A 13,114-nucleotide genomic window follows, 5' to 3' on the forward strand; every position below is an offset into this window, starting at 1 on the left:
GGGTGATGCAAGGGTTTTAAGAGATTCTAGCAGATTTAAGTGCATTTGGGAAGCTCTCAATCAAGCTAAAAGCCCTTTCCTGTAAGGTTTTTAGATTTATTCAGCAAACCCTAATTAATTTTGCTTAGGTACTTATGTTGATCAATATTCTTGATTTCCTTATTTTTGAGAAAAATATAGATAACCGCATAGGTCAGAAATGTTGAATCCTTAGATAAAACTTTATACACAAGCTGAAATTGCAAAAGTGTTTTAGACAAACTCAATTATAAACAAAGTAGTGCAATTGAGAATTTAACTTATCTTATCCTATTTTTAGCCCTGAAATATATGATAGCGATGATAGTTTAAAAAATCTAAATCTGGTGAGAAGCGATCGGGAACATTTAAAGTTTTACCGCGATAGTTGATAAAATTTAGTTCTAACGTCTCGCTACCTTGATCCTGAGCCTTTTTTTCGATCTCAGGGCCAATAATTAATCTTAAATCCTCATCGAAACTAATTAAACCTCGATCGAAAGCAGTATCATGAGTACGAGCTAGGCACAAGCCATTATGAGGGTTTAAACGCTGTTCAGGAAATTGACTCCAGGGTAATATATGACTAGCTGTTAGTAACAGAGGAATGGGATTTCCTGTAATACAGCAACGATAGTTATATAGGGCTAAAATTGTCTTTCTAAAAAAGTTTTGTCCGATTCTAACTTTTCTGATTGCCTCGGTTTCTGTTTTGATATTTTCTAAAAAATCAAGTCTAGTAAAATCCTCTTGCTGTTCGTTGATAACTCCTAAAAGAACCTGTAATTTTTCCTCACTTTCTAGGGCTAATTCTGTCCAGTTATCCTCGAACTCCTGCCAGATTTGCCGATCAGCTTTACTGATACCTTTTAACCCCTGTACTCCTCGCAATTGATGCCTGGGATCGAGAGAACCAAAATTACATAATTTCATCACCAGGGCCGATGGTGTTCGCTGTAACTTTTCAGCGACTTCGATAATAACAGGATTATTGGTGTGGAATTGTCCATAGGGAAATTTATAGTATAAATTGAGAGCGATCAGCAGCTCATCCCTTGTCCATAAATTCTTAGTCATAACCCCTAAAAAATACCACCATCAGCCCTGAAATTACTGCTCAAATCAAATCGGGAAAAACTTCGCGCACTGCTGGATGAATTAACCGATGATTGGCGACATTTAACCCCTTAGCGAGGGAAACATCTTGATCCAAAGCTTTTACTCCATGGTCGGCTAATTTAATAACGTAGGGTAGGGTACTATTATTTAAAGCTTGAGTTGCCGTCCAGGGTACTGCTCCAGGCATATTAGGGACACCATAATGTACTACTCCCGACTCCAAGTAAGTCGGTTGACTGTGGGAAGTGGCCCGCAGAGTTTCCACGCAGCCCCCTTGGTCTACTGCCACATCGACAATTACAGAACCAGGGTTCATTTTGGCGACTAAAGAGCGAGAAACTAGAGTCGGCGCTCGTTTTCCTAAGACTAGCACTGCCCCAATCAATAAATCAGCCCTAGGAACCACATTTTCTAATTGTGCTGGGCTACTATAAAGCAATTCTACCCTGGAACCGAATAAAGTTTCTAAATAGGCCAAGCGCTCGACGTTAATATCTAAAATAGTTACTTTTGCCCCCATACCGATGGCAATTCTAGCCGCTTCCGTACCCACCACACCCCCGCCAAGGATAACCACTTGTCCAGGACTCACCCCGGGGAAACCCCCCAGTAAAACTCCCCTACCTCCCTGTTGTTTTTCCAGATAGCGGGCCCCAAATTGTACCGAAAGACGACCGGCAATAACACTCATGGGAGTTAAGAGAGGCAAGCGACCATCAGCAAGCTCGACCGTTTCATAAGCGATCGCAGTTGTTCCCGACTCAATTAATGCTTCCGTTAAATAGCGCTCGGCCGCTAGGTGTAAATAGGTGAATAGGAGAGCTTCCTTATTTAAAAAGCCGTATTCTGCCTTAAGCGGCTCTTTTACCTTGACAACTAGCGGTTTATCCCAAACTTGTGCCGCTTTTTCCACAATTTTGGCCCCGGCTTTTTGGTAATCCTCATCGCTGAATCCAGCACCCAATCCGGCGGCCGTTTCCACGAATACCCTATGACCGCGATCATTGAGTACACGCACACTACTGGGACTTAAACCGACGCGAAACTCTTGATCTTTAATCTCTTTGGGAACACCTATTTCCATGGTTTGCTTCTGGGGGACTATTTCTAACTAGGGTATGCTGAAAAAGTTTTTCGGTGGGGGTAGGGTGTGGGGTGTAGGGTGTAGGGTTTTAGCCATTTTCAGGGGAAAAGTCCCGGAATTTCCCCCCGGATCACTCCAAAGGCCAGTACTTATCGAACAATGTTTTTAGATTTATTCAGCCAACCCTATAGTTGCGAGTAATCAGGCATACTATTTGGGAATTTTAGCGACTTTTTTGGTATTCTTCCAGCAAATCGATTAAATCCACCTGACATTTGGTGGGTAACAAATCCGCTAGAGAAACTTGCAGATGACCACCTCCGAGGGTGACTTTTATCTCCCGCAGCAGAGACATGACTGCATTCTCACTTAAACTGTCGTTTTCGAGCAAAGGGAAGACTTTTTCGGCAACGACGCTGTGTAAATGGGCCTCCCGGAGATAGAGATGCCATTTAGCCACGTCAATGTAGATATTGTCGCCGATTTGGGCGGCCAGATTTTCGATGTCCTGAGTTGTGTTAGCCATGGGGTGTTACCGAGTAGTTAGCGATCGCCGCTATATAAATCAAATGTCCCACCAATAGAATAGCCCAAATTCCCGTGAACAGATTCAACCAAGTCCAATCGGAAAATTTAATGATATGAAAAAACCACAACCCTGAATTAATCGCTAAAAAAGCCGCCACATGAACGGCGAAATTCATGCGATCATCTAAACGTCGGAAAGCGGGATCGTTTTTGCGATCGGGTTGACGGGGCCAACGAGGAGGCATAAGCAGTGATCAGTTGTCAATTATCAGTTATCAGTGTACCGGTTTTTTAGCCAATAGATAACGTCATCGACTGGTCGGGAAAGAAACTGGTCAAACTAATCCTATTGAAAGATTAAATAATACCTTTCGACAAAGGATTTCTCGGCTGGTGAGAGAGAGTCTATCTTTCTCTAAAAAAATGGAGAATCACCTTGAGGAACCCTTTGGTATTTTATCCATGACTACAATGCACAGCAAAGCAAAGGATTAAACCGCCATCACTACTACCGAATCACCAGCCACTAGGAAATTTATTTTGCACTACCACTTAACCAGTAATATTAGATAGTCAACTTACCAAAAAGCTTTAAAATATCTTGGCAGGAAGACTGGTTATTCTCTGGGGAAACCCAGAGAATGTCCCGATCAGCGAAAAAATCAAGGGAAAGATGGGCAGTATTTTAAGTGTGGCGCCGATGATGGATTATACCGATCGCCATTTTCGCTATTTTTTGCGACAAATTAGCCGTTGTCCCCTTCTCTACACGGAAATGATCACGACGATGGCGATTAAACACGGCGATCGCTATAAGTTGCTGGGGTTCTCCCTAGCAGAAAAACCTCTAGCTTTGCAGTTAGGGGGTGATAATCCCTATCTTTTGGCAGAATGTGCTAAAATAGCCGAAGATATGGGTTATGACGAGGTAAATCTCAATGTGGGTTGTCCTAGTTCTAGGGTAAAAGAGGGCAATTTCGGCGCTTGTTTGATGGCTAACCCGGAATTAGTTGCGAGGGGAATATCGGCAATGAATCAAGCTGTATCGATTCCCGTGACTGTAAAACAGAGAATTGGCATTGATGATCAGGATAGTTACGAAAATATGGCGAATTTTGTCCGTATTGTCGCAGATGCGGGTTGTCAACGTTTTACCATCCATGCGCGGAAAGCTTGGTTACAGGGATTAAGTCCCAAGGAAAATCGCACCGTCCCCCCCTTACGTTACGATGATGTTTATCGCCTAAAAAATCAGTTTCCCCATTTGTTTATTGAGATTAATGGCGGTATCATTAATTTAGAACAGGCTAGACAACATTTACAATTAGTAGATGCAGTTATGATCGGTCGGGCAGCCTACGATAATCCCTATTTATTTGCCACAGTCGATCGAGATTTTTATGGGGAATCGGTTACTCCTCCTACCCGGGAAGAAGTAATCAAAAAAATGCTTCCCTACATCGATGAATGGGTGAGTAAAGGTTATAAATTACACCAGATCAGCAAACATCTTTTACAGCTTTTTGCCGGTCAGCCCGGAACTAAGGCCTGGAAGCGTTATATTAGTGAAAATAGCCATTTTCCTGGGGCCGATTCTGGGCTAATCTGGCAAGCTTTACAGCAGGTAAACTACCTAAATGATCTGGCCAATTCCCATTAATTTATTTTCTTTTCTATGATTACCCAATCCTCAATTACTGCCGGGGTAAAAAATTCAGCTATGGCGGATTTTGTTTATCAACCTCCCCCGGCAGCTATCACAGCTAAACGTATTTTAATTAAACCTAATTTAGGTTATCCTGTGCCACCACCAGTAACGGTTAGTCTGCCGGTATTAAGTCAAGTTTTGCGGGGATTGAGGGGGGTAAATCCAGGGGCAGAAATTATCTTATTAGAGGGAGTTTGTTCGGCTATTTCTTTGAGAGAAATTATCGATATTTTGGGTGTAAAATCTATTCTCGATCCTGGAATAACTATTCTTGATGCTGATAGTTTACCCCAGCAAGAATATCCGAATCTTTCCCCTTTTCCTGTCCGGTTTCCCTCGATGTTTGCCCCTAAAATTATCGAAGAAGTGGATTGTCGGATCACGATTGGAACCCTAAAACGCACCCATTTAAAGGATAAACCCTTGATTTCTGCTTCTTTAAAAAATCTCTATGGACTCTTTCCCCGTAGTCATTATAAAGCCCGTAGTCCCAACTCGCGGGGGCAGTTACATCGCCCCTCCGTACCGCTAATTTTACAGGATGTTTATTTTTGTATCGGTCATCTTTTTGATGGGGCAGTGGTGGACGCTAATCTTAAATATTTTAGTAGTAATTGGCGACCGGATCGAGGAAAATCTATTCCTCTGGGTCAAGTGTTTTGGGGTGATGATATGATTAGCGTCGATCGCAGTGCTTGCCTGTTAGGTAATGAACCGATGCCAAGTTATTTAGATGCGATCGATTTGCTTCGTTCTCAACTTTTAAACGGAACTAATTAGGGTTAAAAAAGTTTCTTGGTGGGGTTAGGAGTCAGGAGCCGGTCGTCAGCAGGGGAAGTCAGAATAACAGAATGACCTCGCGCAATCCTGTTTAAAAAATATACAGGAGAGTGGGGATCACCGGAGCGGGGGGAACAATCCATAACTGGGTTTTTACGGAAGCGAGCGAGGTAGGGTTTGGCATTCTCCAAGATTACCCCATTGTCGAGTGAACTGCTCTTTAGATTGCCCAAAACCCCCCCTCGGTGAGCGGTTATGCGTCTATCCAGATGCTGCCGTCTTCGATGCGAAGGGGATAAACGGGTAAAGCTTGGGGTTGAGAAACTGCCGCCATCGCTTTGTTAACCACAGGGGGCCAGGTAATCCAATCTTTGACAGCACCGCTACAGAGATCAAAAGAACTACGATGCCAGGGACAAACGATCGCGCCGTCTTCGGTAATTTTGCCCTTCGTCATCGATAATTTTAAATGAGGACAACGATTACCGACGGCGTGGAATTGACCGTTATTGTTAATCAACAGAATGGAATTTTCCCCCACTTTTACCACTTGACGGGCGCCGGGGGCAAGGGAATCTACAGATAATACTTTTGTCCAACTCATATTTTTATTTAACTAAGGGAGAGATCGAGAATGGTTTCGGGGTAATTTTGGGCAATAATATCCTGTTTAGCCCATTGTTGGTAATCTTGCAACAATTGACTCATTAAACGCTGTTTAATCCGCAATAAAACCCCTTTTAAGAGACTATTACCGGCGATTTCTAACAGCGGACGCGGGGTTAACCATAATGGTGGTGGTAAGGCGACTTTCACCTCAAGATTGGCTTTCCCCGCTAGATAGGTTTGATTATTTTTTTCCACAGGAGCGAGTTTGCCTTGAACATTGAGGCTAAAGCGATCGTTGATATAATCAATACCTTTGATCTGACAGTCTTCTGATTGCAAAAATATCGTCCCCTCAGAGGTAGCCCAGACATTAAGAATAACCGTGGGCTGAAAATAGTACATATTCAAGAAGTTTAGGGGACGCATTTTTAGGCGAAACCTATTCTCAGACAAGTGTTCTGTTAAGCTAGTCTCAACGATAGCCTGTACTAATCTTTGCGGTTGGCGCAGATAATGCTGAATCGGGATGGTTTGTTCAGCAACAACAATTTCTAGGGATTCGGCAGCGGTAAAAGTTACTTCCATACGTTGGTTATCTTAAATTTGTCTCCCTTCTTAATTTTACTTTACAAAACTTATACTTTTCGACAGTCCAGATGTAGAAATTTTATCGCTAAGAGGGGACACAAACCAGATTTTTGCCCAAAGTTAGGCCTTTTTCAGTGATCAGTGATCAGTGGGGGGTTTAAGTCAACAGTGGGGGGGAGCGGGTTTTTCAAGTTGGATTGGGAGTTAATCATGCTATTAAAAACCGATTCAGTATAACGGTTAAGTTAGACCGTCTTCACCGATAACTTTGGCTGAGTCATAAAGCTTCGATCGTAACGCGCCCACCTTCCACTGCCTCAATCTGAAGTTTAAAGCCATACAAAAGACCCATCCCCACACATCATACGGGCTTTCTCTGGCTGCGACTGCCAAAACGGAAGACGGCTCTATGTCCAATCCGAATCAGCCAAAGTTGAGCATCAGGGACACGCTCCTAGAGATGATCGGTAGCAGTAATCGTATCGTCGGCAAGCTCAAACGCTCCAGTTTCAATGTCGATCGCCACAATTCTCCCGTGATTTCCCTCCTCCACTTGAGAACGTACCTGAGATTCATAAATCTCATTACCACGTCGAGCGAATTCTTCTTTGCTGTAGCGGGGTTGACGAACTGTCATCGGCTTGACCCTGGGGCAACTTTTGCCCTCTATTTTAACCTAAACATTGGGAATCTTCGCTAACATTCCCCAACTGGGCCCACAAGAGCGGCATCGCACTTAAACCCACAACTTCAATCAATGGGTATGGTGCGTTCCCCAAAATCGATCGCTGGAGCAGTAGGACTTGCATTAGGGAACGCACCCTACAAGATTGGCGATCGCAATTTGATCAATAAGTTAATCGCAGTCCTTCTCAGTAAGTTTTGTGAATACATATCCATCTCTTCCCTGGTAGTCAATCTTGAACCAATCACCTTCTTCTGATCTGACAGTTGCTTTGATTTTTAATATTTCTCCATTTGGTAGTGTCCCTAATACTTTTCCATTGGGAGACTCTCGAACATTAATTGGTGGATTTGGATCACTAACAATGATCTTGCATTTAGGAGGAGAGGATTTATCTGGGGGATGATCTGGAGGAGTAGAAGGGTTAAGAATTAACCCTAGAATTAGTAGAAAGCCCCCGATGGGAATAGCCCATCTTCTTTGCTCTTGTGATACTTCGATTACCCCACCAATCTTTGTCAGAAAGGCTAGAACCAAAATAAATAATCCAACAACAATAAGCAGTTTAGGTGTTTGTGTGTTTTGTATCGCTTTAATTATTGCTTCCATATCCATAATTATTTCTTCCATTATTTCAACTTTTAACAATACGAAACCTGACACTATAACCTAATGAAAATTACCTGCAACAAAAGTTCAAGTTTTGGATTATCTGAATTACTCTGTTTGTATGGCTAACTATTGATTATACAGACATTCTCTGTATAACACTCTCCAGAGTAACAATATATGGAAACCTTCGGTATATAACCCCATTTAGGCGCAATTGTACGAACTTTTCCCCATATCACCCCCAAAAGCGTGTTAGCCAGATTAGCATATTGCCAAAAACCTTGTTTAACTAAGTTCCTGACAATTAGGCTCATTCTAGCGATGATTCCTCTGTCTGACCTCCCCCTTGACAAAAATTTACAATTATTCGACCTTTAGCGATCGCTATCGGGAGATAGTTGTTTTTTAGGCGATCGACTTGGCGAAAAGTTGTCAACCGGATGTAATTATTTTAGACGTACGGATGCCTGTCTTAGATGGACACAGCACCGCTATTCAGATCAAACAATTCGACCCTTATGTCCGCATTATCGCCTATAGTTCCTTGCCAAAGCTTCCAATGGAAAAAAATAATCAAAGTACAGCTTTTGACCTATACTACCCTAAAGATATATCTTCCCAAGCTCTGATCAAAGCGATCGATGACTTGGGAAAATTAGCACAATCGGACAAAGATCAATTCCGTCGAGTCGGATAGTTAACTAAGTTTTTCTTCAGGAAAAGTTGCTTGAAACTCATCGAGCAATTCATCTAACTCCTCAAGAGCTTGATTAACATCTAATCTCAGTCCGCCAATGTCGGGTTTATCGCGCAATTGCAGTAAATAATCGCGTTTATTAGCCATTTGTTTCACTTTATCGATCAAGCTGGTTTTATCCATAATTCACCCTCTGGTACTGAGTGCGATTATATCTCAGTCAGCCCCTATCAGTGGCTCTCCTGCAAAAATCAAAAATCTTCTCTTGGGTGAGGAGACAGGAGGTTCCCAGGCTCTCTTGGGTTTGGTGGGTAAAATGTGTTCTAAGATATAGTCTGGCGAGCAAGTGGAATGAACCACAGAGACACAAAGGACACAAAGATCGCTCCTATGCAAGTTAAACTGATCACACAAAGAATAAGAGAGCCACTCCGACAGAGGAGGATAAAAAAGACAAGAGACAGCTAACTGATAACTGATAACTGATAACTGATAACTGATAACTGATAACTGATTTTCCTATGTTCCCTGTAGATTTTCACCGCACAGAAATAACTACCGTTGCCGATCCTATTTATCTAGAAATCTTTAAAAATCTCTATCAATTTATTGCCGAAGAAATGGGGATTACTCTCCAAAATACGGCAGCAAGTGTCAATATTAAAGAACGTCTAGACTTCTCCTGTGCTATCTTTGATGAGGTAGGAAATTTAATCGCCAATGCTCCTCATATTCCCGTCCATTTAGGTTCTATGGCCGATAGTGTCAAAAGCTTAATTCAGGATAAAGGTGAGACGATTCGTCCAGGGAATGTTTATCTGGCTAATAATCCTTATAATGGCGGTACTCACCTGCCAGATGTCACAGTAATTAGTCCTATTTTTGACCGCCAAAATCAGGAAATATTATTTTATCTTGCCTCCCGGGGACATCAAGCTGATATCGGTGGAATTACCCCCGGTTCTATGCCTCCCCATTCTGTCCATATTAGCGAAGAAGGAATTTTATTCGATAATTTTTTGCTGGTAGCAGCGGGACAGTTTCGGGAACAAGAATTAATTAATCACTTAACTAATAGTCCTTTTCCTGCACGCAATATCGCCCAAAATATTGCCGATTTTCAGGCACAAATAGCCGCTAATGCCAAGGGGGAAAGAGAATTACATAATATGGTTGAGCGCTACGGATTAGCTATGGTTAAAGCCTATCAACAGTTCGTTCAAGATAATGCGGAATTAGCGGTTAGAAAAGCTATATCTGTCTTAAAAGATGGTGAATTTACTTATTATCTGGATAACGGTGCTGTCATCAAGGTCAAGATCACCATAGATATTGATAATTGTCAAGCAATTATTAATTTTACTGGCACATCTAACCAGTTAAATAATAATTTTAATGCACCTCTAGCAGTGACAAGAGCGGCGGTTTTATACGTTTTTCGTACCCTTGTGGAGGAGGCAATTCCTTTAAATGCTGGCTGTTTCAAACCCCTCCATTTAATTATCCCATCTGGCTGTTTTCTTAATCCCGTTTATCCGGCGGCCGTAGTAGCAGGAAATGTAGAAACTTCTCAAGCAATAGTTAATACTTTATACGGTGCTTTAGGCATTCAAGCAGCCAGTCAAGGAACGATGAATAATTTCACTTTTGGCAATCAAGAATATCAATATTATGAGACTATTTGTGGCGGTTCTGGTGCGGGAGCAAATTTTGCGGGAACTGCTGCCGTACAAACCCAGATGACTAATTCCCGTCTCACCGATCCAGAAGTATTAGAAATGCGTTATCCTGTATTAGTGGAAAGTTTTAGCATTCGCCCCGATAGTGGCGGTAAGGGACAATATTCTGGAGGTGATGGTGTCATTAGAAGAATTAAATTTCAAGAGTCCATGACTGCTAATATTTTATCGGGTAATCGCCAGATTCCCCCCTTTGGACTAGCGGGAGGAAAAGCAGGTAGAATAGGACGTAATGCCGTGGAAAGAAACGATGGAACTATTGAAGAATTGCCCGGTACAGCGACTGTAGAAATGAACCCTGGTGATATTTTTATTATTGAAACCCCTGGCGGTGGTGGCTATGGAAATCGCTGAACGATAACTTTAATTTTAATTAAGTACCTAAGCAAAATTAAGTAAGTGGTTATAATTAAATTAAAGATGGATACCCCCTTAATCCCCCCTTAATAAGGGGGGTGTCTGACGATTTACTGATTAATTTATGACAATTATCTTAGCGATCGAAACCAGTTGTGATGAGACGGCTGTGGCTATTGTTAACAATAACCAGGTGTTGAGTAGTGTGGTTTCTTCTCAAATTGATCTCCATCGTCCCTATGGCGGTGTTGTGCCAGAAATGGCCTCCCGACAACACCTAGAAACCATTAATTTTTGTCTAGAAAAAGCTTGGCAAGAAACGGGGTTAACTTGGTCAGAAATTGATGGAATAGCCGTCACAGTTGCTCCCGGTTTAGTAGGTGCTTTAATGGTGGGAATGACGGCGGCCAAAACCCTGGCTATTGTTCACGATAAACCCTTTATCGGCATTCATCATCTCGAAGGTCATATCTATGCTTCCTATCTCGCTGAATCTGATCTTAAACCTCCTTTTTTATCTCTTTTAGTCTCCGGGGGTCATACCAGTTTAATCCATGTGCAGGCCTGCGGTAAATATCAACAATTAGGAACTACTAGAGATGATGCAGCTGGAGAAGCTTTTGATAAAGTGGCACGATTATTAAACTTAAGTTATCCGGGTGGTCCGATAATTGATCGCATGGCTAAAGATGGTAATCCCCAAGCTTTTCCCTTACCGGAAGGTAAAATATCTTTACCAACCGGCGGTTTTCATGCCTATGATTCCAGTTTTAGCGGTTTAAAAACTGCTGTTTTGCGCTTAGTAGAGAAATTCGAGCCAGATAATTTACCTGTAGCTGATATAGCCGCTAGTTTTCAAGATACGGTGGCCAGAAGTTTAACCCGTCGGACCATCAATTGTGCCTTAGATTATGGCTTAAAAACTATTGCGATCGGGGGAGGAGTAGCTGCTAATAGTGCCTTAAGAAATCATCTGGAAACTGCCGCCAAAAATCATGATTTAACCGTCTATTTTCCGCCACTTAAACTCTGTACAGATAACGCCGCTATGATTGCTCGCGCTGCCGTTGATCATTATGATCTTGGTCATTTTTCTGACCTTTTTCTCGGTGTTCGTTCCCGTTTACCTTTAAGCGAAGTTATGCAATTATATAATACGTCAGATTTTTAGCTATCAGCCGTCAGTATTCAGAATTGAGGAGATTGCTTTTATCTATTCTCCCTGTCTCCCCACCCCACTTCATAATTCATAATTGATAATTTATAATGTTTGGCTTTTTAAATCTCAATAAACCCCCCGATTGGACTTCTCACGATTGTGTGGCCAAAGTCCGAAAAATTCTTAAGACAAAACGAGTCGGCCATGGCGGAACTTTAGATCCTATGGCTACGGGAGTTTTACCGATCGCCGTCGGGTCTGCCACCCGATTACTGCCTTATTTACCCGAAAATAAGGCTTATCGGGCAAAAATTCAGTTAGGACTCAGCACCGATACCGATGATATTACGGGAAAAGCGATCGCTACTTGTCCCTGTGGCGATTTAACTTTAGAGGCAGTTAAGCCTTATTTAGCGGAATTTATTGGCAATATTGCCCAGATTCCGCCAATGTATAGTGCTATTCAAAAGGATGGTCGCCGTCTCTACGAATTGGCTCGCAAAGGGGAAATAATCGCAGTGGAGCCTCGTCAGGTCAAAATTGACCAAATTACGGTTTTAGGCTGGTTAGAGGGCGAATTTCCGCAAATAGAGCTAGATATTCACTGTGGATCGGGGACTTATATCCGTTCCCTGGCCAGAGATTTGGGCAAGGTGTTAGCTGTGGGTGGCACTTTAGCCAGTTTAACTCGCACGGAAAGCTGTGGTTTTCAATTAGCTGATAGTATTAATCTGGAAGCTTTAATGGCTAATTCTGAGGGTTTAATTTCGCCTCGCATTGCCTTGGCGCATCTAGACTGGATTTCTTTGACATCAGAAAGAGTTATCGATTGGTTTCACGGCAGAAAAATTAATCTCACCGATACAAATGTTATAATCGGTTCTCTGGTTGCTGTGGAGTCTTTAGAGGCTCAATTTCTCGGCATTGGTGAGATAGTTGTCGCAGAAGATGAATACTATCTACAGCCTAAAATAGTTATTCAGCAATAGGGTTAATAATTAGGGTCTGCTGAAAAAGTTTTTCGTGGGGACAGGGTGTGGGGTGTGGGGTGTGGGGTGTGGGGAGAATAAATAAAATAATCTCCTATCTCCTATCTCCTGACTCCTGACGACCGACTCCTAACCCTAACAACAGTTTTTGATTTTTACAATAGGTCTAGTATAAACCCACTGATTATGATTTTTTCTGGCCACGATTTTTTTAGAAGCGACCAAAGATTTTAGACAAAGATTGAGCATAGAAACGGGACGATTTAAGCGTTGGCTCAATTCTTGAACTGTGATTCCTTGGGGATAAAATTGCATAAGTTCAAGAATTTGTGCGCTAGTATTTAATCCTTTTGTGGGACTAATAATCTTGATAGCCAAGGCTAGTAATCGGGAGAAACGACAGGCCATTAGACCCTTGTTTGTCGCTGCTTTGTTCCGATCA

At 42.2% G+C, this 13,114-nt stretch carries 14 protein-coding genes and 3 pseudogenes; 7 read left to right on the forward strand and 10 right to left on the reverse strand.

The window, feature by feature from the left end; genetic code table 11:
- Nucleotides 1–315: 315 nt before the first annotated feature.
- The 4 genes from EWV60_RS22735 to EWV60_RS22750 all read right to left on the reverse strand — a co-directional run bounded on the left by EWV60_RS22735 (nucleotide 316) and on the right by EWV60_RS22750 (nucleotide 2,994).
- Nucleotides 316–1,095 (reverse strand): HNH endonuclease, encoded by a 780-nt coding sequence (locus EWV60_RS22735; RefSeq protein WP_287234997.1) that lies wholly within the window; start codon nucleotides 1,093–1,095, stop codon nucleotides 316–318.
- A 40-nt stretch (nucleotides 1,096–1,135) separates the two neighbouring features.
- Nucleotides 1,136–2,221: an alanine dehydrogenase gene (gene ald / locus EWV60_RS22740; RefSeq protein WP_002776795.1), complete on the reverse strand. Its 1,086-nt coding sequence runs from the start codon at nucleotides 2,219–2,221 to the stop codon at nucleotides 1,136–1,138.
- Between the two features lie 223 nt (nucleotides 2,222–2,444).
- Nucleotides 2,445–2,747 (reverse strand): DUF3181 family protein, encoded by a 303-nt coding sequence (locus tag EWV60_RS22745; protein WP_002734773.1) that lies wholly within the window; start codon nucleotides 2,745–2,747, stop codon nucleotides 2,445–2,447.
- Nucleotides 2,740–2,994 carry a hypothetical protein gene (locus tag EWV60_RS22750; RefSeq protein WP_002732278.1) on the reverse strand — a complete coding sequence of 85 codons (255 nt, stop codon included), beginning with the start codon at nucleotides 2,992–2,994 and terminating at the stop codon, nucleotides 2,740–2,742. Before EWV60_RS22750 ends, EWV60_RS22745 begins: the two co-directional genes overlap by 8 nt.
- Before the next feature lie 61 nt (nucleotides 2,995–3,055).
- Here EWV60_RS22750 and EWV60_RS22755 point away from each other — a divergent pair.
- The 3 genes and pseudogenes from EWV60_RS22755 to EWV60_RS22765 form a co-directional block, all read left to right on the forward strand.
- Nucleotides 3,056–3,279: pseudogene (locus EWV60_RS22755) on the forward strand (IS1 family transposase); the annotation flags it as partial.
- Nucleotides 3,280–3,422: 143 nt separating this feature from the next.
- On the forward strand, nucleotides 3,423–4,409 hold the full coding sequence (dusA, locus tag EWV60_RS22760; protein WP_287235032.1) for a tRNA dihydrouridine(20/20a) synthase DusA: 987 nt from the start codon (nucleotides 3,423–3,425) through the stop codon (nucleotides 4,407–4,409).
- A 15-nt stretch (nucleotides 4,410–4,424) separates the two neighbouring features.
- A complete protein-coding gene (locus tag EWV60_RS22765) occupies nucleotides 4,425–5,237 on the forward strand; it encodes a DUF362 domain-containing protein (RefSeq protein WP_287235000.1) in 813 nt (270 codons plus the stop codon).
- A gap of 253 nt (nucleotides 5,238–5,490) precedes the next feature.
- On the opposite strand, the gene EWV60_RS22770 is transcribed toward EWV60_RS22765, so the two are convergent.
- The 4 genes and pseudogenes from EWV60_RS22770 to EWV60_RS22785 form a co-directional block, all read right to left on the reverse strand.
- Nucleotides 5,491–5,841: a Rieske (2Fe-2S) protein gene (locus tag EWV60_RS22770; RefSeq protein WP_002731942.1), complete on the reverse strand. Its 351-nt coding sequence runs from the start codon at nucleotides 5,839–5,841 to the stop codon at nucleotides 5,491–5,493.
- Nucleotides 5,842–5,849: 8 nt separating this feature from the next.
- Nucleotides 5,850–6,431 carry a DUF1997 domain-containing protein gene (locus tag EWV60_RS22775; RefSeq protein WP_002793930.1) on the reverse strand — a complete coding sequence of 194 codons (582 nt, stop codon included), beginning with the start codon at nucleotides 6,429–6,431 and terminating at the stop codon, nucleotides 5,850–5,852.
- Nucleotides 6,432–6,795: 364 nt separating this feature from the next.
- A pseudogene (locus EWV60_RS22780) lies at nucleotides 6,796–7,071 on the reverse strand (hypothetical protein).
- 219 nt (nucleotides 7,072–7,290) lie between these two features.
- Nucleotides 7,291–7,749: an SH3 domain-containing protein gene (locus tag EWV60_RS22785; protein WP_287235003.1), complete on the reverse strand. Its 459-nt coding sequence runs from the start codon at nucleotides 7,747–7,749 to the stop codon at nucleotides 7,291–7,293.
- Nucleotides 7,750–8,140: 391 nt separating this feature from the next.
- On the opposite strand from EWV60_RS22785, the pseudogene EWV60_RS22790 reads away from it, so the two are divergent.
- A pseudogene (locus EWV60_RS22790) lies at nucleotides 8,141–8,428 on the forward strand (response regulator); the annotation flags it as partial.
- On the opposite strand, the gene EWV60_RS22795 reads toward EWV60_RS22790, so the two are convergent.
- Nucleotides 8,429–8,611 (reverse strand): hypothetical protein, encoded by a 183-nt coding sequence (locus tag EWV60_RS22795; RefSeq protein ID WP_002734024.1) that lies wholly within the window; start codon nucleotides 8,609–8,611, stop codon nucleotides 8,429–8,431.
- A gap of 338 nt (nucleotides 8,612–8,949) precedes the next feature.
- Here EWV60_RS22795 and EWV60_RS22800 point away from each other — a divergent pair, with 338 nt between their 5' ends.
- The 3 genes from EWV60_RS22800 to truB all read left to right on the forward strand — a co-directional run bounded on the left by EWV60_RS22800 (nucleotide 8,950) and on the right by truB (nucleotide 12,672).
- A complete protein-coding gene (locus EWV60_RS22800; RefSeq protein ID WP_287235007.1) occupies nucleotides 8,950–10,521 on the forward strand; it encodes a hydantoinase B/oxoprolinase family protein in 1,572 nt (523 codons plus the stop codon).
- Between the two features lie 127 nt (nucleotides 10,522–10,648).
- Nucleotides 10,649–11,695 carry a tRNA (adenosine(37)-N6)-threonylcarbamoyltransferase complex transferase subunit TsaD gene (gene tsaD, locus EWV60_RS22805; protein ID WP_287235009.1) on the forward strand — a complete coding sequence of 349 codons (1,047 nt, stop codon included), beginning with the start codon at nucleotides 10,649–10,651 and terminating at the stop codon, nucleotides 11,693–11,695.
- 95 nt (nucleotides 11,696–11,790) lie between these two features.
- Nucleotides 11,791–12,672, forward strand: a complete 882-nt coding sequence (gene truB, locus EWV60_RS22810; RefSeq protein WP_287235011.1) for a tRNA pseudouridine(55) synthase TruB — start codon at nucleotides 11,791–11,793, stop codon at nucleotides 12,670–12,672.
- A gap of 135 nt (nucleotides 12,673–12,807) precedes the next feature.
- Here the strand turns inward: truB and EWV60_RS22815 are convergent, their stop codons facing one another.
- Nucleotides 12,808–13,080, reverse strand: coding sequence for a hypothetical protein (locus EWV60_RS22815; RefSeq protein ID WP_004158500.1), 273 nt, complete (start codon nucleotides 13,078–13,080; stop codon nucleotides 12,808–12,810).
- Between the last annotated feature and the right edge of the window lie 34 nt (nucleotides 13,081–13,114).

The sequence above is a fragment of the Microcystis sp. Msp_OC_L_20101000_S702 genome (assembly GCF_007095705.1).
GTDB lineage: Bacteria > Cyanobacteriota > Cyanobacteriia > Cyanobacteriales > Microcystaceae > Microcystis > Microcystis ichthyoblabe_A.

Bases quoted from the DNA above. Each gene is read 5' to 3' on its own strand.
- EWV60_RS22815 (WP_004158500.1), bottom strand. From the start codon at position 13,080: ATGGCCTGTCGTTTCTCCCGATTACTAGCCTTGGCTATCAAGATTATT.
- ald (WP_002776795.1), bottom strand. From the start codon at position 2,221: ATGGAAATAGGTGTTCCCAAAGAGATTAAAGATCAAGAGTTTCGCGTC.
- EWV60_RS22735 (WP_287234997.1), bottom strand. From the start codon at position 1,095: ATGACTAAGAATTTATGGACAAGGGATGAGCTGCTGATCGCTCTCAAT.
- truB (WP_287235011.1), top strand. From the start codon at position 11,791: ATGTTTGGCTTTTTAAATCTCAATAAACCCCCCGATTGGACTTCTCAC.
- EWV60_RS22765 (WP_287235000.1), top strand. From the start codon at position 4,425: ATGATTACCCAATCCTCAATTACTGCCGGGGTAAAAAATTCAGCTATG.
- EWV60_RS22800 (WP_287235007.1), top strand. From the start codon at position 8,950: ATGTTCCCTGTAGATTTTCACCGCACAGAAATAACTACCGTTGCCGAT.
- EWV60_RS22745 (WP_002734773.1), bottom strand. From the start codon at position 2,747: ATGGCTAACACAACTCAGGACATCGAAAATCTGGCCGCCCAAATCGGC.
- EWV60_RS22785 (WP_287235003.1), bottom strand. From the start codon at position 7,749: ATGGAAGAAATAATTATGGATATGGAAGCAATAATTAAAGCGATACAA.
- EWV60_RS22770 (WP_002731942.1), bottom strand. From the start codon at position 5,841: ATGAGTTGGACAAAAGTATTATCTGTAGATTCCCTTGCCCCCGGCGCC.
- tsaD (WP_287235009.1), top strand. From the start codon at position 10,649: ATGACAATTATCTTAGCGATCGAAACCAGTTGTGATGAGACGGCTGTG.
- EWV60_RS22750 (WP_002732278.1), bottom strand. From the start codon at position 2,994: ATGCCTCCTCGTTGGCCCCGTCAACCCGATCGCAAAAACGATCCCGCT.
- dusA (WP_287235032.1), top strand. From the start codon at position 3,423: ATGGGCAGTATTTTAAGTGTGGCGCCGATGATGGATTATACCGATCGC.
- EWV60_RS22775 (WP_002793930.1), bottom strand. From the start codon at position 6,431: ATGGAAGTAACTTTTACCGCTGCCGAATCCCTAGAAATTGTTGTTGCT.
- EWV60_RS22795 (WP_002734024.1), bottom strand. From the start codon at position 8,611: ATGGATAAAACCAGCTTGATCGATAAAGTGAAACAAATGGCTAATAAA.